An 18,567-nucleotide genomic window follows, 5' to 3' on the forward strand; every position below is an offset into this window, starting at 1 on the left:
TATATTTAAGATTAAATAAGATAAATTTGTGGTTGAAAATATGTTGTATAAAGTTTATTTAGTTACCTTTGTGGGTCGTGCGGTAGTGCCTCTTGACGGGCCTGTCTGCCGGTTATTTATGAAAACGCAGTGTTGAAAAACCTATGGACACATTATGCACAAAATTTCTCATCATCGTTTCAATCTTATTGCTTACGGGTTGTAACGACGAAATATTTGTCGGTGAGGTCGCTTCGCCTTCGGAAAGTCAGCTTGACATTCCGGCCGGCGGTGAGGCTACATTTACATTCCCGACTGAATATCTTGATTGGATTGACGTGATTCTGCCGGAAACAGGCAGGGACGAAGCTTTCAGGCCTTCCGGATGGCTCTGGAATGAACTTGACGAGCCGTATCCGGTCTACATGGAAAATGACTACGATTTTATTATCGAAAGATATGATGCTGCCGGAAATGTCGAGGTCGAGAACGTTGGATATGACTCCTATGCCAGCTTTTACGATGTGTGGGGCGAAACTCCCAAGCATGTACGTAGCATGAAGCTAAGTAATTTCATGGCCGAGTTTGAGGTGGGCTGGGACGGTTCAGGGAAGATGACTGTCAAGGCCATAAAGAATCTGACCGGCCATGCAATCGAGGGTCGCATAGCTCTGGGTTATTCGTTCAAGAGTGAAAGTGTCGGTTTCACGCTCGCTCCGTCATTGACGGCTGATGACCGCTATGAGGTGCTCGGCATAAGGTATGACAAGGAGGAGCGAATAAGGACGCTCTATACTCAAGACTCGATTTCGGTCGATTTAGACAATCCGGGGACAGATACGGTGGTCCGGAGAGTTCCGATAGCCGGGTATTGCCGCGCGTATATCGACTACAGTATAAATCCGAAACCTAAGATTGAATTTGATGCTTCCAAAGGATTTCCCGATGTCGAGATCCCGACATACAGAGATCTGCCTGAAGGGGGAATGGTCGCGGCGCAGCTGTGGGGTGAAAAGGTCCCGTTCTCATTACATGAGACGGTCGATGTGGCCGGATTTGACAGCGCTCTGTGGGAGGGGGCGTCGTTTGACAGGGCATATGTCATTTCTCTTCCGCCGCACACCGGCTTCAGGGGCGTGCTTGAAATCAGGAGGCTCGACATCGCCACCATTGCCAGCCTGAGAATAAGAAATACAGTCAACGGCGGAGAAATGGAGATACCTGTGAAAGTCCGGGTGAACCAGCCTTGGAGCTATGGAATAAAATATAAAAAAATCAGTCTCGATGAACAGATATAGAAATGTAGATATAATCCGGTTTATGCGGCCGGTCCGCCGGGTGTTGACGGCCGTTGCGCTACTGTGTGCGGTCAATGCGGTGGCCGAAACCGCGCAGACCGACTCGTGTGGTCACGGAGATAAAATCATCCATCATATAGGCATGGATGTGCGCGGTGCGTATGTCGCTCCGGCGCGCGGTGCGGTCAAGAGGACCTATCTCGGTTCGCCGGAAAGGGATGGCGCGATGTCGGGGCATTTAAAATATTCGTTCAGCTATTCTGATGCCACGCGCACAGGCCGTCTCTATCCCGGAGCCTATCAGGGTGTCGGCGTTGGGGCTACGACGTTTTTTGCCGATAATCTGACGGGTATGCCGGTCACGGCCTATCTGTTTCAGGGAGCGCCGATTGTGAGGCTCGCCCGCAATCTGACGTTTGACTACGAGTGGAATTTCGGTGCATCGTTCGGCTGGAAGAGGTATAACGAAGACAATAATCCGATGAATGTGATTGTCGGGTCGCCTGTCAACGCTTATATCAATCTCGGATTCCTGCTAAACTATCGTCTGAACTCCAAGTGGAATCTTACGGCCGGAATTGATATGACGCATTATTCAAACGGAAACACGGCGCTCCCGAATCCGGGTGTCAATACGCTCGGAGGCAGGGTGGGGGTGACATATACGCTCAACGCAGACAGGAAGATGTGTGCTCTTGCCGACAACATGGAGATAGAGCCTGTGAAGCCTCATTTGAGCTATGATCTGGTTGTCTACGGAGCTGTGCGTAAAAAGGTGGCCGACCTGAACGGACCTGAAGAGCTGCCGGGGCATTTCGGTATTGCCGGTCTGAATTTCGCTCCGATGTATAATTTCAACCGTTTTCTCCGTGCCGGTGTCTCGCTCGATGTGCAGTATGACGAGAGTTCGGACATCAGGAGCTATTGGATTGAAGGGACTTACGGGGATGAGGCGAAATTCTACCGTCCGCCGTTTTTCCATCAGGTTTCGTGGGGTCTGTCGGCTCGCGGAGAGCTGGTGATGCCTATCTTTTCGATTAATGCAGGTATGGGCTACAACCTGTTTGGCAACACGGATGCAAAGAATTTCTATCAGGTTCTGGCGTTGAAAATCCATCTGGCACGGAGTTTCTTTCTGCATGTCGGCTATCAGCTCAACAGTTTCAAGAATCCTAATAACCTGATGATAGGTGTGGGCTACCGTTTTCATGACCGCCGGTGATGGCAGGTGGACTACAGTTCCTTTTAATTTTTAATATAAGGGGTACGGAAATTCAGGAATAACAAAAATAACAGATTTTTATTACGTTTCATCCGTGAAAGCCGAAAGGCGTATTTGCCAATCAATCTTTCGTTGTTCGGATGGCTCGAATAAGAATCTGTTATTTTTGTTGTTTATGTGTCTCAGAGCCTCAATTGCTCTGTCGGATTGGTCCGATTACTTTTCGTCGGGGTGGTCTTCGCGCCATGCTTCGTCAGGGTTGCAGCCTGTGCCGTCGAAACAGTGGGTGCACAGACGGCATTTCGGGAGACCGATGCTTTCGATCAGATTTTCAATCTTGCTGAACTGGAGTGTTGTGAGTTCGAGCTGGCGGGCAATCTCGTTGACCATGCGCTGGTATTCCGGAGTGCCTGTTGTCGCATAGATGTCGAGCTTGGCTTTGTCGTCGCCCTCGAAATCCTTGATGATGCGGCGTGTGATGAGTTCAAGGTCGCTTTTGGAGGCGGTGAATCCGATGAATGGACATCCGTAGACGAGCGGCGGGCATGAGATGCGTGCATGGACTTCCTTGACACCGCATTCGAAGAATGTGCGCACGTTGTCGCGGAGCTGAGTGCCGCGTACGATTGAGTCGTCGCAGAAGACCACTCGCTGTCCGTCGAGAATGGCACGGTTGGGGATGAGCTTCATTTTTGCGACGAGGTCGCGGCGCGACTGGTGGCCGGGAGTGAAGCTGCGTGGCCATGTCGGGGTGTATTTCAGCACAGCGCGGCGGTAGGGGATGCCACGTCCTTCGGCATAGCCGAGTGCATGTCCTACGCCTGAGTCGGGGATGCCGCATACGCAGTCGGCCTCGGTCGGGTCTTCCTCGCCCATTTTTCGGCCGCTGTTCTCGCGAGTGTATTCGACATTGATTCCGTTGTAGTCGCTCGCTGGGAATCCGTAGTAGACCCAGAGGAATGAGCAGATCTGTTCGCGACGTGCAGGGGCTTGGAGCACCTCCATGCTTTCGGGCCGTAGTCTGACGATTTCGCCCGGACCTACGTCGCGTACGGTTGTGTAGCCGAGGTTGGGGAATGCGGATGTCTCGCTCGCGGCAGCGTAAGCGCCTTCTTTCTTTCCGATGACGATCGGTGTTCGTCCGAGGTAGTCACGGGCACAGATAATGCCGTCTTCAGTGAGGATGAGCATCGAGCATGAGCCCTTGATTTTTTTGTAAACGAGATTGATTCCGTCAACAAAATCCTTTCCCATGTTGATGAGAAGTGCGACAAGCTCGGTCTGGTTGATGTTGTTTGCTGAAAGCTCGCTGAAGTGCATTCGTTCGGCAAGCAGTTCGGATGCGATGTCGCGGATGTTGTTGATCTTAGCTACTGTTACTACTGCGTAGCGCCCTAAGTGCGAATTGACGATTATTGGCTGAGGGTCGGTGTCGCTGATGACTCCTAACCCCTGATTGCCGACGAAGCGGTCGAGCTCGTCTTCAAATTTAGAGCGGAAATAATCGCGTTCGAGACTGTGGATTGTGCGGTTGAAACCTGATTCGGGGTCAAAAGTGACCATTCCCGCACGCTTGGTTCCGAGGTGAGAGTGATAGTCTGTGCCATAAAACAAATCGTTGACACAGGGTTTGGTCGAAATAGAGCCGAAGAAACCTCCCATGGTGGATTTTCCTTAATGATTGGTGCTTTGAAAAATGAAAGTGCAAAGGTAAGCAAAAATCTCAACGTGGCGCAATTGCGAAATGTTAAAATTCGATTGCGGCTGCTTATGACCATGTGCAAAGTTTCCTGCTCAAAGCATGGCGGCGATCTGCTATTTATGGCATAGCATCCATATGACAGAGGATGATGTATGGCGTGCAGGTCGTGCCGGTTATGTCTGCCATGACGTTTGTCGCAGCATTATCGATGCGAGAGTTCCGTATATTACAATAATTGTGGCAATATCGACATTGCCTGATGCGGTTGCGAGTGGTAACTTTGTAAGTTAAACCAGTATTATATGGCTGAATCCAACATACGAATACAATCACTCCTATGGGATGAATTGACTACTGCTAATTGGGATGTGATATATAAAGACTGTGGCGTGTCTCTGATAGAAGGTGATGCGTCATTTCCTGCATTGACAGGCATTTATGAGGTTAAAATGGTTGCAATTCTCATTTGTCTGAATGGCAGACTTACCTTAAGTAATTCAAATTCTCCTTTTGATGTTAAAACAGGCGATGCCTTGGTGTGTTTGCCCGGTACTATTCTACGGCATGAGAAATCGTCATCGGATTTTCGATATAAAGTGCTTTGTCTTTCACCGGATGTAGTGGCCAAGCACTCGGCAAAGAAAGGATATTTCACAAAATTTTCCAATCGAAAGACACCGTTTGTCAAAATCCACTTTGACAGTCTGATGTTAAGCCTGATAGACGCATATTATTCTATTCTGGAAATCAAGATAAAAGAAGATGACATTGCGGATCAGGATGTCATAGTGTCAAACATTGTGGGTTGTCTGCTTTTTGATGTCCTTAAGAGAATACCTGACACACAGTCGGTTGAGCCGATAAGACAGACACAGGGATATAAATACGTCATTTTCCAGAACTTTATACAGTTAGTGGCAAAAGATAATGGAATCCTTCGTTTTGTCAAAGAGTATGCCCGGAGATTAAACATATCACCAAAGTATCTGTCGGCTATCTGTCGTGAATCAAGTGGTAAATCAGCAAGCGAATGGATAACTGAAATACTCAACACGGAGATTGAGAGGATGTTGCGCTACACGGATCTTTCGATGAAAGAGATATCGGTATGTCTGGAATTTTCCAACTGTTCGGTGTTCTCAAAATATATCAGACAGCATTTCAACATGAGTGGTGTAGAATATCGTAATTACCTGCGTAAGCATTCGCAAAACACATAAGACAGAAGGTTGAGGCTGTGTCAAAATGAACCGACCACTAAAAGTTAGGCAGATAGCTTTTAGTGGTCGGTTCACTTAATTAGGACATAGCCTCATTATATTTGGGCTGTTGCAGCACGATAGTCAATGATATGTATGCGAAGCTGTGTCTTGGCTTCTATGAGATTGCTTCGCGATGTCTGCCACTGAGCCTGTGAGTCAAGAAGGTCGGTTATGGTCGCAAGACCGAGACGGTATGATTGGGTTGTTGAAGCAAGTGCGGCTTCTGCCTGTCTGAGAGAAGTTTCAGCAGAGTGCACGAGTTCCTCCCCGGTTCGGACATTGGCAATCGCCTGTCGCACCTGCAAGTCGAGCAGACGTGTGTTCCTGTTGAGATTTAATCTTGCGTTATCCACTTCCAAGCGGGCATGTCGAACACTTTTCAGACCTTTGCCCCAGTTGAACAGCGGCACTTGTAATGACACCATGATATTCCATCCATCAGCGTTTATTTTGTTGGAGACCGGTGTGTAGTTTCCATCGGCATCCTGCTGCATCATGTCAAGTTTGATATTGCCCATTGCGCTCCATCCGGCTTGTAATCCGATCAGAGGAAGGAAATCAGCTCTTGTCACGCGCACCTGCTGACGTTTGGCCTCAATGTCGGCGCGAAGCAGTTTCATCTCAGGTCTGGAATCAAGATCATAGTTTTCTAAGTCCAAAGCAGTTTCGACAGGTATTTCAGAGTCTTCCACCGTGACGGGTGTGTCGAGGGCTAATCCAAGGGCGTCGCATAAAGCCATCCGGCATAGTTCCACGCCATTGACCACTTGTTCCTGCTGGTATTTGACCTGTCCCTGACGGGCTTCGATTCTTAGCAAATCATTTTTTGTCGCCATTCCGGCGTCGAATGCTGCCTTTGTCTGGGAATATGCAGTGTCAATCAGTGCTCGATAACTGTTCATCATCTCAAGTTTCGATAAAACCGCGACATAGCTCCAGTATGATGTCTCGGCATTGGCTTTGATTTTTATACGTGTCTGCCTCAATTGTTCATTCGCAACAATGACACCTATGCCGGCGAGTTTATTAGACGCTATGATTTTGCCTCCGGCAAAAATGGGCTGAGTCAGGGAGATTCCTGCCATATATACACCGCGCATACACAGCGACATCCCCATATCGGTTTTGCTGTCAGGCAATCTCCACATACCTGTCGCATTTCCTGAAAAGCCGGGAAGATAGCCTGTTTTGGCAATCTGTCTGTTCAATCTGGATTGTTCAACTGCTTTTTTTGCAGAGAGTAACTCCTCGGAGTTCTCAAGAGCGAGGTCTATTGCCTGCGATACGTTCAACGTAATAGCTGACAGACTTTCGGTAACAAGCAAAGCCGTTACCAAAGTTATAATTTTTAATATTCTCATCTTTTTATCTTGAAGAAAAGTGAGTAAAATAGCGGAAGAAGCATAAGTGTTATGATTGTTCCGATAAACAAACCGCCGATAACCGTTACAGCCAAAGAGCCATACAATGCATCCGTCAGTAGTGGTATCATTCCCAGAATAGTGGTAAACGAAGCCAGCATGACAGGGCGTACACGACTCAAGGTTGCAGTTATGACGGCATTATAAGGTTCGATGTGTTCCTCTGTTTGAAGTCGATTGATTTCATCGACCAAGACTATTGCATTCTTTACCATCATTCCAATCAGACCCATGCAGCCAATCTGTGCAATAAATGTGAACGGGGTGTCGGTTAGCAACATCAAGGGTACGATGCCACACATCACAAACGGGAAGCAGAGGATTATCACAAAAATCTTTTTCCAGTTATTGAATAGAAGCAACAGCACGATGAAAATCATCATAAGAATAATTGGCATCTGCCCGATCAGTTTGTCTGATGCTTCTCCTGACACTTCGTTTTCGCCGACATATCTCATGGAATACCCCGGAGGTAAAGGAATCGCCTCAATCTGCCCGGAAATATCTTCGAGCACTTTTTTCGGAGTTGCTTCGGGATTAAATGGATCGGGATCTGCTTCTGCCTGAATTGTGCGTTGCCCATTATATCGGTATATATATTCATCACGATACTTAAGAGAAGCGCTGTCCACCACATTGCCCAACAACGTTGTCTGGAACATGTTTCTGACAATTTCATCGGGTGCAGTAGCGCCTGTCAGCATACCTTGCATCTGAGATGGATCAATGTTGATGTTGAGGGTTGACCATACCGGAATGGATGTAAGCGGAGTAGGATTGGAGCCGTCGCTATTGCGCATTGTCAATCGTATCGGCAAGATATTGTCTCCGTCATGTATCACTCCGATGGCGTAGCCGTCAGTGGCGGCTTGTATGGCGTTACCAACGTCACTTCGGTTTACACCTGCACGCTGTGCGTCGGCTTGAGAGAATGCAAACTGAATGTTGGGAGAGGAGGCATTCCAGTTGTTTTGAACTGAATATGTGTCAACATATTTGCTGTTGCGCATGATATTCTCAGCTTTTTGTGACAACTCCTTCAGCACCTGAATGTCAGGTCCGGAAAACTCGACTTCGACTGTGTGTGACGATGAGATGGAAAAGTTGTATTTTCGAGTCCTCACATACGCATCAGGAGCAATTGCACGCAGTTTTTCTCTTACTTTGTGGTTCATCTCCTGCATTGTCTTGTAATCCTTGCAGTCAATTATGAGTTCGGCATAGTTATCACCGGATGTCGGCATGGGCCTTACAAAGCAATATCGCGCAGGCGCACCACCGGTGCTCACTATTACACGGTCGATTTTGTCCATGCGGCTCACGGAGTCGGCAAGTTGCCTGATTCGTTGGTCAACTTGATCCGCATCATCTGTAGCCGGGAAATGGCACTCAACCACAAACTGTTTGTAATCAAAGTCAGGGAAAAATACAGCCCTTACTCTTGACATGCCTATAAAAGAGATGATAAGGATTGCTACTGCTCCACTGATAGAGATTAGTCGGTGTCCGATTATGAATTGCAGAATCGAACGTATGGTGCGGTAGAGTGCGTTGCCATAGATTTCAGTGTCCTTTTCGTTTTTCTTTTTCGGCCCCAGCCAGAATTTAGAACAGAAAGGAACTTGGATTAGAGCCAGAATCCAGCTGGCCAATAGACTTACACAAATTACAATGAACAGGTCGCCGGCAAACTCTCCGGTTGAACCCGGTGTAATGTAAATCGGTAAAAAAGTACAGGCGGCTATAATGGTTGCCCCAAGTAGAGGCATTGCTGTGTTTTTTCCAATCCGGTATAAGTATTTATTCTGGGGTAGTCCTTTTGCCCTGTCGCTGAGGATGCCGTCCATGATAACTACTGAGTTGTCAACGAGCATGCCCATCGCTACGATGAACGCACCGAGAGATATGCGTTGGAGCGTTGTTCCAGCAGCCGATAATACCGGAAATGACAGTGCCACAGTCAAGACAAGACCGAATCCTATAATAACACCCGATCGCCATCCCATAGTAAACATCAGGAGAAACACTACAATCAGGACCGATTCAAGAAGGTTGAGCATGAAGCTTTCCATTGCTTCATCGACCTTGTCCGGCTGAAAGAAAATTTTGTCAGTCTCCATCCCGACAGGAAAACGCTTCATCACCTCAGCCAATTTCGCATCGACAGCTTTGCCGACATCGGGAACAATAGCCGTATTTTCGAGTGTAATGGCTATCGTAAGCGCAGACTGATTGTTGATATACACTGAATTGGTTCTCGGAGAGGCATACTCGCGGGTTACTTTCGCAACGTCTCCAACTCTGACTCTTTTGCCATCGGCAGTGCTTAATAAAAGATTCTTTATGTCTTCGATATCTTTAACACCTTCAGTGACTTCCATTGTCATCCTTCTGGAGTCTGAACGGACTTTGCCGGCGTCGACCGCTCCGGTTGCACTTTGTAGTCCCAGCATCAATTGAGTAGGAATCAAACCATTGGATTTGAGAAACTCCGGTGTAAATTCGATATTGATGACCTCACTTTGTGTGCCGCCGATATTTATACGTTTGACTCCCGGAACTGTCAGCAATTCGCGCCGCAATAGTTTTGCATATTTTTCAAGTTCCTTTGACGTATATCCGTCTCCATAGAAAGCATACAGCAATCCGTAAACATCCATCATGTCGTCCACCACAATCGGTTCCATAGCTCCTTGTGGCAATTTCATGGCGACGTCCGAGACTTTTCGACGGGCGAGGTCGAAATGCTGTTCTATTTCAGAAAGTGGAAGTTCTTTAATGAACTCTACACTGATGAGGGCACGGCCGGGCGTTACATCCGATTTTATTTTATCGACATTGGGCAGCGTACGAAGGGCATCTTCAATAGGCACAGCCACATCAAGTTCCACGGCTGTAGCGTCAGCCCCCGGATATAGAGCAACTACGCTGACCTGCTTGATCGGTACGGCGGGGTCCTCAAGTTTAGGCATCCGAAGATAACTGAGAACTCCATATAAGATAATACCTGCCATGAGCGACCAGAAAAGAGTCGGCCGCTTGACAAAAAATTGAGCTAACTTTTCCATTACAGCAGATTACCGGGATTAGTGTCAGATTCGGTCTGAAGGATGTTTACTTTTTCACCATTCACAAGATGACGCACTCCTGTGCGTATGATAAGGTCTTCAGCCGTAATACCGGACACAACGTTGACAATGCCGTTTTCGCCTGTTCCTTCTGTCGCAATTTCAGTGGCTTTTATTATGGAGTCGGATGGATTTACAACCCACACGAATCTGTGTCCGTCATTTTCAAAAACAGAACTCAACGGGATGGTTACTCCTCGTTCATCATTGGATTGACTGAGGATTCGGACCTTGATATTCATGCCGGGAGTAAAGCCTGAATTATCAGGGACACCTAAGCGCAACCGATACAACTGGGTGTTGTCGGCTCTCGGTGTCAGACTCAACATGCTAAGTGAAACTGTTTTATCCGGGGCTATGGTTGATTCTCCGATGAATCCGACGAAATCGTTGCGCGAGGCATAGAACCGAACCGGAAGATCGACAATAGCTTCCATGTTATTGTTGTCCATAAGCTCGATGACAGGTGTGCCTGCATCAACCATTTCGGAATTCTCAAAGTTGACTTTTGTTACTATACCTGAAGCCGGTGATGTCAGACGACAATAACTGAGTCTGTTTTCTTCAATCTTCAACTGAATTCCCAATTGGCGAAATCCTGACATTGCTTTCTCATAGTCGTTGTCGCTCATATTGCCGGAAGCATGAAGTTTGGTCATTCGGTCTGTTTCCGCCTTGAGATTTTCATATTTCTCGCGTAGAGACGACACACCGAGAGCATAATCTTCCGAATCAAGGCACGCGATTGTTTGCCCGGCCTTGATATGGTCTCCTTCCTTTACATAGATTCTCTCAATTTGGCCGCCGGTCTTAAATCCTACTGAAATAATCCGGCCTTCCTCAACAGTAGCCGGCAATGTGATTGCTGATTCTATGCCATTTGGTTCCGGATGAACAGTGAATACATTATGGGCGACAGGTGGCTGTTGATATTGTGCCTTTTCGCCTCTTCCGCAGGACGATAGCAGCACGATCAGTGCTACTATCGATAAGAAATTACTGTATCTCATTACTTTATCTGTATTATTCATGTCGATTTATAAGGCATAAGATGCACCGGCCTGAATAAATTGGTAGGCGGTTTGCTGTTGATACTGCACATATCTTTTCGCATCTCTCATGCCATTTACCCTATTCACGCTGTTTTATCAATGCACCGGCTTTATATCAAGATTCAAATTATCGGTTATATTACGTGAATATTTCAATAATGTATGATTCTGATTTAGTTCTGTAAAATTAGCGAGTTTGCAGATTGCGATAATTTATTACGGTGCTATCTTCAATAAATCCTGCCTAATTGACAATACGCATTCACAAAAGTTCAAATACAGTCTTTTTTATGTTTTCCACTACTCAATATGATGCTGCTGACGAGGCATTAATATGCTTATCTTAGTTAAAATGGACATCTCTCGGCCACTGCAAGAACTGTTATGCCAAGATAAGATTTTTAGACGATTTATATGGTTGAACTGACCGTTAGAAGTTCTAATTAACCGTCTTTAGACATACCACTCACATCCAATTTTAATATCGGTGGGGTGTAGGATTCAGTTTGGTGGACAATTTGAGGCCAAAATACCTATAATGAAAAAACTCAACTACTTGATTTTTATGTAGTTGAGTTTTGAAGTGGTGACCCCGGAGAGGCTCGAACTCTCGACCCACTGATTAAGAGTCAGTTGCTCTACCAACTGAGCTACGGAGTCATTTTTTTCTTTTTGTGGTGCCACCAGGAATCGAACCGGGGACACAAGGATTTTCAGTCCTTTGCTCTACCAACTGAGCTATGGCACCAAAATATGTTTTTACAAGAAGGAAACGTTGTTGTTTTTCCGTTTTTGCGTTGCAAAGGTAGGGACTTTTCCGGTACTGTGCAAATTTTTTAGTAACTTTTTTTCGATTTTTTCAAAAAAAGTTGATTTTCGAGCTTTTTTAGCGTTTTTTGAGGGGTTTTTGGTGGTTTTACGGGAATTTTTGATGACTCCGACTTATAATTGGTCCGGAGGCTTCGTGGCAGTTTTTTCTATTAAAAATATTTATGAGGACAGGAGGGAATGAATATTTATGCACCGCACCCCAAAAGTTGGACATAAAACTTTTGGGGTGCGGTGCATTTTGTCATTGAGTTGTCCGATGAAAAATAATGGACAGTTTCATATGAGCCTGATGACTTCGTCTGTGAAGGTTTCTGACGGAAGGTCGTATGGAAGCCAGTGAATGGGGAAGCCTCGCTTTTCCATACCCCTGAACCATGTCATCTGCCTTTTGGCAAACTGGTGTATGGCGATTTCGAGTCCTGCGACCATTTCATCATATGTCATCTCTCCCGTAAGGTAGAGGGTCATATATTTGTATTCAAGTCCATAATAAATGAGATCGTCGGCGGGGATGCCTGAATCAAGCAGCCGGCGTACTTCGTCGACCATTCCTTCTGCCAGACGGCTGTGGAGACGTTGGGTGATGCGCTTGCGACGGCTGTCGCGGTCGATGTCGACACCTACGACCACTGCATCTGTGATAGGCGATGGTTGGGCTTCGAGTGCCGCATCCGGATGGTCGTTGTAGTATGTCTGAATTTCGATAGCCCGTATGGCGCGTTTGGCTGTATCCACATCGGTGGTGTTGTGAAGGTTTTTCATTGAAGCCAGTATTCCGGTAAGTTCTTCAAGTGACTTTCCTTCGAGGCTGCGCCGGAGCTGAGGGTTTTCGGGGACTTCCGGGAGGCGCACGCCTTTAAGGACACTCTCGACATACAGCCCTGTGCCACCGCATAGGACCACGTATTTTCCTCTGGATTCAATGTCGGCCTTTGCCGTCTGGAAGTCTCTTAGGAATTCATAAAGGTTGTATTTATAGCCGGCCGGGCATATATCTATAAGGTGAACCGGGATTTCGCTGTATTCCTCTAAGTCTTTTCCCGTGCCGATGTCCATTCCCCGGTATATCTGACGGGAATCGGCACTGATTATTTCAGCGCCGATTCTTCGGGCGAGATCCACTGCCCGGCGTGTTTTGCCTGAGGCGGTAGGCCCTGTTATGACAATAAGCGGTTTTTTATGTGTATCCATTATCGGTCTAATCAGACTTGTGTTGCTTTACGCTGACGACGGTGAAGCAGTTTGCGCAGATGGAACAGGGGCTTGTCCTCATTGAAGCGGGCTACTTCGAGCCATTGTGGATCGTTGAAGTCAACATCCCAGTCGCAAATTCCCTTGAGACGGAATGTCGGGCGGTAATTTTTTATTCGATAAAGTCGGTTTCCATCCACGTCGTAGGTCTTCCATGCCATGGTGATGGTGTAGAGCCTGTGGATTTCGGATGCGAGCATCTTGGTGAGTTCATGATTATAGAGCAGACGCTGAAGCTGAGAGAGTGTGAACCATTGTCCGCGGATAGAAGTTTCGCTGATGGTTTCTTTGGCCGGTAGGCAGCAGATGAAATGGAACACGTTGGCCTGTCCCGACATGTCGGTGCTTTTATACATGAAGCGTATCGAGAGGTCCTCGGCGGGCAGCCCTGTAAGATTTGAAAAGTGGTCAGCCGCATCTTCGACACTTATGAAATTGCAGTGCGACTGGCTTATATCGGCTGGTGTGTCAAATTTGTTGCCGTCAGGGATGTCATGGTAGCCTTCGGTGCGGCTCAGAAATATGTTGTCTTCATGAAATATAAGGAAGCGTACGCCCGAACCGTCCATGCACACTCGCGGATTCTGTTCGATATGGTTGTAATAGTAGCTCCATAGTCCGAAATATCTCATGCCGAAGAAGATGATCGATAGACCGTAGAATATGGATGGAATCCAGTTATAGAAGAAGTGGTCGGCGGTGTTGAGGTTTACATTGACATAGTAGAACGCGTAATATATCCATGCGGTCACACTTAAGGTGGCGGAGAGGAGAAGAAGCGTCCTGACCTGATAGCGGCTCTCCTGCGAAAAGACTTTTCCGAGAAATCCGCGTTCGGAGGCTGTCCCGTTGCGTATGATGCACTCCCTGCACACCGAGGCGTTGTTGCCTTGTATTTCCGACAAAAGGCAGTAGAATGTGGCTACAGGGCCGAGGATGAGGATTGTCAGATAGGGTATGTGCATGTTGAGCAGTTCTTCGGGATAGAACAGCGATATGATGTGGCGGGTATAGATAATGGATACGATTACCATTATCAGGGCGGAAGTGCATAAAGTCCGCACGCATATGGTCTGGATGAGGTCGCATGACGACGCGCTCAGTTTTCTGCCGTTGTTTCGGTAGAGGATGAGCAGGATCATCAGTCCGAAAGTGATTGACGGAATCCATTGGCGCGGGACGAATAGGGCGGTAAATTCAGGCAACGCAAGAGCGCCCACGGCAATGGTCCAGTTTAGCCATAGCGTGAAGATCGCTTTTTCGTTGGTAATGTGATGATGTTGGGCCATGTATGTCTGATGCTTGTAGCTTAACGTAGGTTGGAGTTAAAATAGGCGAGCATTCGCGAGTAAACCGAAAGTCGTGCGCCACAGCCGTGGATTGAATGGTTCATGTTTGGATATATGAACATGTCGCACCATTTTCCGGCAGACTGGAGGGCGGATGTATATTGGACGGTGTTCATGAAATGTACGTTGTCGTCGGCAGTGCCGTGCATCATCAGCAATGGCACTGACAGGTTGGCTACGGAATTCAGTGGGGCTGATGCGCGGTAGCCGTCTTCATTTTCCTGAGGGGTTAGCATATAGCGTTCGGCGTATATGGTGTCATAGTAGCGCCAGTCGGTGACGGGGGCGATGGCCACAGCTGCCGCGAAAGGCGTAGAGGGTGTCGACACGCACATGAGGGTCTCATATCCGCCATAGCTCCACCCGCAGATGCCGATGCTGCCTGATTTCACATATGGCTGTCCGGCGGCCCATTTTGCCACTGCCTGCTGGTCGATTGTCTCGTAATGTCCGAGGTTCTTGTAGACGATGGTTTCCCATGCGCGGCCGCGACCGCCTGTTCCGCGACCGTCGGCGCAGATGACGATATATCCCTGCATGGCGGCATATTGTACCCAGTCAATTGCCCAAGTGTCGAGCACTTGCTGAGAACCGGGTCCGCTGTACTGCGTCATGATGACAGGATAAGACCCTGACTCCGAGAATCCGGCCGGTTTGATCATGTAGGCATTGATTGTGATTCCTTCTGACGTTGTTACGGTGAAGAACTCTCGTTTTGGAGCAGAAGCATATTTTGCTTTTACGGCGGCGTTGTCCTCAAGGACTCTGATGTCCTTTCCGGCTATGCTGCGCAGTGTGTAGACAGGCGGAGTCTGGGCATTGCTGTAGCATACGGTGTAGTAGTTTTTGGTCGGGGTGAACCATACTGAGCCATTGCCATTTTCAGGTGTCATGTGGGTCATTATACCTTTGGGGTCTATGCGCGATACCACCCTGTTTATAGGACCTGTGGCGGTCGACTGCACGTAGTGGTTGCCTTTTGCGTCAGCGCCGTAATAAGCGAGCACGTCGAAGTCGCCTTTCGTAATGGCGCGGGTCATTGTGCCTGCGTAGTTATACTGATAGGCGTGTGTGAATCCGGTGCGTGACGAAAGGACGACAAAGTTGTCGTTGTTGAATGTCAGATTCTCATAGGTAGCCGGTTCGAGCCATGCAGCCTCATCCTCCACGAGTATAGACTTGGCCACGTTGGATTTCGGATTCATGCTGAAAAGCTCCATGCGCGTCTGTGCGCGGTTGAGGGTCGCGATGATCAGACGGTCGGGACTTCCGCCATAGGAGATGCGGGGGATATACTCGAAGTTGGTGGCGGGAATGTCAAGATTCTTTGTCTTGCGGTTGTCGACGTCGTAGCTATGGACGCTGACTTTCGAGTTCGGTTCTCCGGCTACGGGATATTTATAGGTGAACGCTCCCGGGTAGAGTGAATACTGCTCCATCGGGTCGCAAGTTCCTTCGTAGAGCGGGAATGAATAGGCCGGAACGTCCGTTTCATTATATTTAATGTAGCAGAGCGTAAGGTTGTCAGGAGCCCATGCCATCGACGATGACGTGGTGAATTCTTCTTCATATACCCAGTCGGGCACACCGTTGATCACCTTGTCGGTCATGCCGTCGGTGGTCACGTCGACTTCCGTGTTGTAATCGATTTTGTGGAGATGTATATCGTTGTCCGACCCGACAAAAGCCACCATTCGCCCGTCGGGTGAGAAAAGCGGTTCGCGTTGGTATTCAAAATTTACCGACAGCGGATGCAGCTGGCGCGTACGGATATTGTAGACATAATGTTTGGCCATTGACGAACGGCGGTAGATTGGTTTCCGTTCGCGGCTGACGAGAAGTTTTGAACCGTCGGGACTCAGCACGAAACTCTCGATTGACGGGATAGTGGTCTCGCGTGTATGTGTGACATCCATCACGGTTTCTATTTCTTTGCCGGTCGCAGTATCGTATTTCACCACTTTTTTTCCATCGGCAGACAGTGCGAGGTAGCTCAGGCCGTCGGCAAGGTAGGCCGGACGCGACACTCGTGCTGAAGAGTTCTGTGGGAAAACGTATGGAGCGAGGGCTTTGTCGTCAGATATATTGGCCGAGATAGCCGGAAGGGCGGCTGAAGCCATCAACAGATATGGAAATATTTTTTTCATGTCTCTATCGTTGATAGAATATGTATATATAATATGTGTTGAATTGCGGTGATATTAAAAGAGAGGGGGATGGGAGAGTGGTGTTAGAAAAGTGTCAGCTGTGCCTCATTGTCATTGACCGGTTTGCGTGGCGGTTCATGATAACCGAAGTCAGGGTCGTCATTCCGCGCTTGGTTTCCGGCAAACCATTCGGTGTTGTCAAGAGTGTTGTCTATGCGCACTTTTTTGGGCCTTCCTCTTCGTTTGGCCGGACGTTCGGCTGTTTTCTGTGATTCGGGTGAAGGGGTTGGAAGTGTGACGGGCCCTGTGGCATAAGTGCGGGGTTCTTCAGGAGTTTCAGCACGGCGGGCGAGTTCGGCTTTCAGTTTTTTGATTTCGCTGCGAAGCTTCATTTCGCTGTTGGCCTGATTGTAGAGGTTTGTCTCGATAGTGCGGTGAAGAGTTGCATTTGATTCCTGAAGTTCGTTGATTTTGGCTTCGTTGCGGGCTTTTATTTCTTCAAACCGTTCAAGTTTGTCCTGAATCTCGCCCACGACATCAACTTGGCCGTTCTGTATGCGTTCAAGTTCGTTGCGTGTCGCCGCCAGCTGATTGCGGAGGTCATTCAACATTACATCGCTCATGGAGCTTTTGACTTCAAGCTGCTCTTTAAGTGTCGACTGGCGTACCACTTCTGCCCGCAAGCGTTCGCATTCGGCTGACATTGCCTCTTTTTCCTGCTCAAGTTCCGAGTTCCGGGTCTCAAGTTGCGGAATCCTTGTCTCCAGTTCCGCCACCTTGGCCTCAAGGCCGGAATTCTTTGATTGGAGTTCGGACATGAGCGTTTGCTGAGCCGGTGTCTTCTCTCCATCCTCCGGTTGTAGGGTAGGGGTGGCCTGAGCCTGTGTCGCCGATTTTAAAATCAGGTCGGCTTTCTCTGCTTCGAGCTCCTTGATTTTTGCTTCAAGTTCATTGCCGCGTGTTTCGAGTTCATTTCCTCGGGTCTCCAGCTCCGAATTCTTTGCTTTCAGTGACTCGCTTTCGTCTTCAAGGCCTTTGACGCGGGCTGTGGCCTTGGCCAGTTCCTCGGCATCGTGTGAAGGTTTGCGGCTGAAAAAGCGTTCCTTCTCCTGTACTTGCTTTGCGAGCTGCGTTTCCAGATCTTTGATGCGGTCGAGAAGTGCATGCTTCTGGCGTTCGGCGCTCAGACGGAGTTTGCGGTTTTCGTTACGTATGGCCGTGAGCTCATTTTCATCACCCTCCAGCTCTGCTATTTTTTTCTGAAGTTCGTCGCGTTCTTTTTCCCATTTATTGCTGTCGGACGACAGGGCTGCGTCGACTCTCTGTCGGAGCGATTCGGACAGGGAGTTGAGTATGTATTGGCGCTGAGCATCTACATTAAGACATTCTCTGACAAATTCAGGCTGCGTGCGGTTGAAAAGCTCGATTACCGCGTCAAACAGGTCGTTTGTGAGTCTGGCATCGGGGGTGTCCTCATCATTGTCTTTAGGCATGTCATCAATTCCGGGGTCCGATGTTTCGGATTCCGGTTCTTCGTTAGCGGTTGTCGGTTCGGCCGGCGGTTCGGCGGATGTCTCCGGCTCATTGTTGACAGCATAGGTGGGGACTGTCGGGTCATATTCCCCATCCTCTTCTTCGGTATCTGGCGAAAAACCGAATGCACGACGGAAGATTGTCATTACAGACATATTGGCTCTGTGTTAAGATGAAAGACGGGCTGATGCCCGATAAGTTTCAGGGTATGGGAGGGTGTACTCGTTATGGTGTGCCAGACCGACAACCTGAATCACTGTTTTCTTCAGGGGGCAGGCCGCCACAATGCAAAGATAGCTGAAAAAATCCAAAATACATCTATCTTATATAGAATTGTAACCAATATTGTCCTAAATAATTTTTGAGTGCTACTCAACGTGCAGAGGCATCAG

Annotated in this window: 11 protein-coding genes and 2 tRNA genes; 3 read left to right on the forward strand and 10 right to left on the reverse strand. The window is 48.1% G+C overall.

All coding sequences use genetic code 11. The annotated features are described in order from the left end of the window. The first annotated feature begins 143 nt into the window (after window positions 1-143). Both QZ311_RS10950 and QZ311_RS10955 read left to right on the forward strand, forming a co-directional pair. Window positions 144-1,277, forward strand: coding sequence for a hypothetical protein (locus tag QZ311_RS10950; RefSeq protein ID WP_297067816.1), 1,134 nt, complete (start codon window positions 144-146; stop codon window positions 1,275-1,277). After that, window positions 1,264-2,499: an acyloxyacyl hydrolase gene (locus QZ311_RS10955; RefSeq protein WP_297067819.1), complete on the forward strand. Its 1,236-nt coding sequence runs from the start codon at window positions 1,264-1,266 to the stop codon at window positions 2,497-2,499. Before QZ311_RS10950 ends, QZ311_RS10955 begins: the two co-directional genes overlap by 14 nt. Before the next feature lie 216 nt (window positions 2,500-2,715). Here the strand turns inward: QZ311_RS10955 and QZ311_RS10960 are convergent, their stop codons facing one another. Beyond that, window positions 2,716-4,161, reverse strand: a complete 1,446-nt coding sequence (locus QZ311_RS10960) for an amidophosphoribosyltransferase (protein WP_297067822.1) — start codon at window positions 4,159-4,161, stop codon at window positions 2,716-2,718. A gap of 342 nt (window positions 4,162-4,503) precedes the next feature. On the opposite strand from QZ311_RS10960, the gene QZ311_RS10965 reads away from it, so the two are divergent. Then, complete coding sequence (locus tag QZ311_RS10965) at window positions 4,504-5,421, forward strand: helix-turn-helix domain-containing protein (protein WP_297067824.1); 918 nt, start codon at window positions 4,504-4,506, stop codon at window positions 5,419-5,421. Between the two features lie 95 nt (window positions 5,422-5,516). Here QZ311_RS10965 and QZ311_RS10970 read toward each other — a convergent pair whose 3' ends face one another. From QZ311_RS10970 to QZ311_RS11010, 9 genes are all read right to left on the reverse strand, one after another. Continuing rightward, a complete protein-coding gene (locus tag QZ311_RS10970) occupies window positions 5,517-6,824 on the reverse strand; it encodes a TolC family protein (protein ID WP_297067827.1) in 1,308 nt (435 codons plus the stop codon). Then, entirely contained in the window at window positions 6,821-9,952 is a 3,132-nt protein-coding gene (locus tag QZ311_RS10975; RefSeq protein ID WP_297067830.1) for an efflux RND transporter permease subunit, read from the reverse strand. Before QZ311_RS10975 ends, QZ311_RS10970 begins: the two co-directional genes overlap by 4 nt. Next, window positions 9,952-11,022: an efflux RND transporter periplasmic adaptor subunit gene (locus tag QZ311_RS10980; RefSeq protein WP_297067832.1), complete on the reverse strand. Its 1,071-nt coding sequence runs from the start codon at window positions 11,020-11,022 to the stop codon at window positions 9,952-9,954. The genes QZ311_RS10975 and QZ311_RS10980 overlap by 1 nt, the downstream gene beginning before the upstream one ends. A gap of 626 nt (window positions 11,023-11,648) precedes the next feature. Beyond that, a tRNA-Lys gene (locus QZ311_RS10985) sits at window positions 11,649-11,724 on the reverse strand. A gap of 15 nt (window positions 11,725-11,739) precedes the next feature. After that, window positions 11,740-11,812: transfer RNA gene (locus QZ311_RS10990), tRNA-Phe, on the reverse strand. Window positions 11,813-12,171: 359 nt separating this feature from the next. Next, window positions 12,172-13,086, reverse strand: coding sequence for a tRNA (adenosine(37)-N6)-dimethylallyltransferase MiaA (miaA, locus tag QZ311_RS10995; RefSeq protein WP_297067835.1), 915 nt, complete (start codon window positions 13,084-13,086; stop codon window positions 12,172-12,174). A gap of 11 nt (window positions 13,087-13,097) precedes the next feature. Continuing rightward, window positions 13,098-14,435, reverse strand: a complete 1,338-nt coding sequence (locus QZ311_RS11000; protein ID WP_297067838.1) for a hypothetical protein — start codon at window positions 14,433-14,435, stop codon at window positions 13,098-13,100. A gap of 20 nt (window positions 14,436-14,455) precedes the next feature. Beyond that, window positions 14,456-16,642 (reverse strand): S9 family peptidase, encoded by a 2,187-nt coding sequence (locus tag QZ311_RS11005; RefSeq protein WP_297067840.1) that lies wholly within the window; start codon window positions 16,640-16,642, stop codon window positions 14,456-14,458. Window positions 16,643-16,725: 83 nt separating this feature from the next. Further along, a complete protein-coding gene (locus tag QZ311_RS11010) occupies window positions 16,726-18,330 on the reverse strand; it encodes a hypothetical protein (RefSeq protein ID WP_297067843.1) in 1,605 nt (534 codons plus the stop codon). Between the last annotated feature and the right edge of the window lie 237 nt (window positions 18,331-18,567).

Origin of the sequence: uncultured Duncaniella sp. (assembly GCF_910578445.1) — a bacterium.
GTDB lineage: Bacteria > Bacteroidota > Bacteroidia > Bacteroidales > Muribaculaceae > Duncaniella.

What these genes read in the sequence shown, in the direction of transcription:
- QZ311_RS10970 (WP_297067827.1), bottom strand. Translation starts at nt 6,824, where the DNA reads ATGAGAATATTAAAAATTATAACTTTGGTAACGGCTTTGCTTGTTACC.
- QZ311_RS11010 (WP_297067843.1), bottom strand. Translation starts at nt 18,330, where the DNA reads ATGTCTGTAATGACAATCTTCCGTCGTGCATTCGGTTTTTCGCCAGAT.
- QZ311_RS10965 (WP_297067824.1), top strand. Translation starts at nt 4,504, where the DNA reads ATGGCTGAATCCAACATACGAATACAATCACTCCTATGGGATGAATTG.
- QZ311_RS10980 (WP_297067832.1), bottom strand. Translation starts at nt 11,022, where the DNA reads ATGAGATACAGTAATTTCTTATCGATAGTAGCACTGATCGTGCTGCTA.
- QZ311_RS11000 (WP_297067838.1), bottom strand. Translation starts at nt 14,435, where the DNA reads ATGGCCCAACATCATCACATTACCAACGAAAAAGCGATCTTCACGCTA.
- QZ311_RS10955 (WP_297067819.1), top strand. Translation starts at nt 1,264, where the DNA reads ATGAACAGATATAGAAATGTAGATATAATCCGGTTTATGCGGCCGGTC.
- QZ311_RS10960 (WP_297067822.1), bottom strand. Translation starts at nt 4,161, where the DNA reads ATGGGAGGTTTCTTCGGCTCTATTTCGACCAAACCCTGTGTCAACGAT.
- miaA (WP_297067835.1), bottom strand. Translation starts at nt 13,086, where the DNA reads ATGGATACACATAAAAAACCGCTTATTGTCATAACAGGGCCTACCGCC.
- QZ311_RS10950 (WP_297067816.1), top strand. Translation starts at nt 144, where the DNA reads ATGGACACATTATGCACAAAATTTCTCATCATCGTTTCAATCTTATTG.
- QZ311_RS10975 (WP_297067830.1), bottom strand. Translation starts at nt 9,952, where the DNA reads ATGGAAAAGTTAGCTCAATTTTTTGTCAAGCGGCCGACTCTTTTCTGG.
- QZ311_RS11005 (WP_297067840.1), bottom strand. Translation starts at nt 16,642, where the DNA reads ATGAAAAAAATATTTCCATATCTGTTGATGGCTTCAGCCGCCCTTCCG.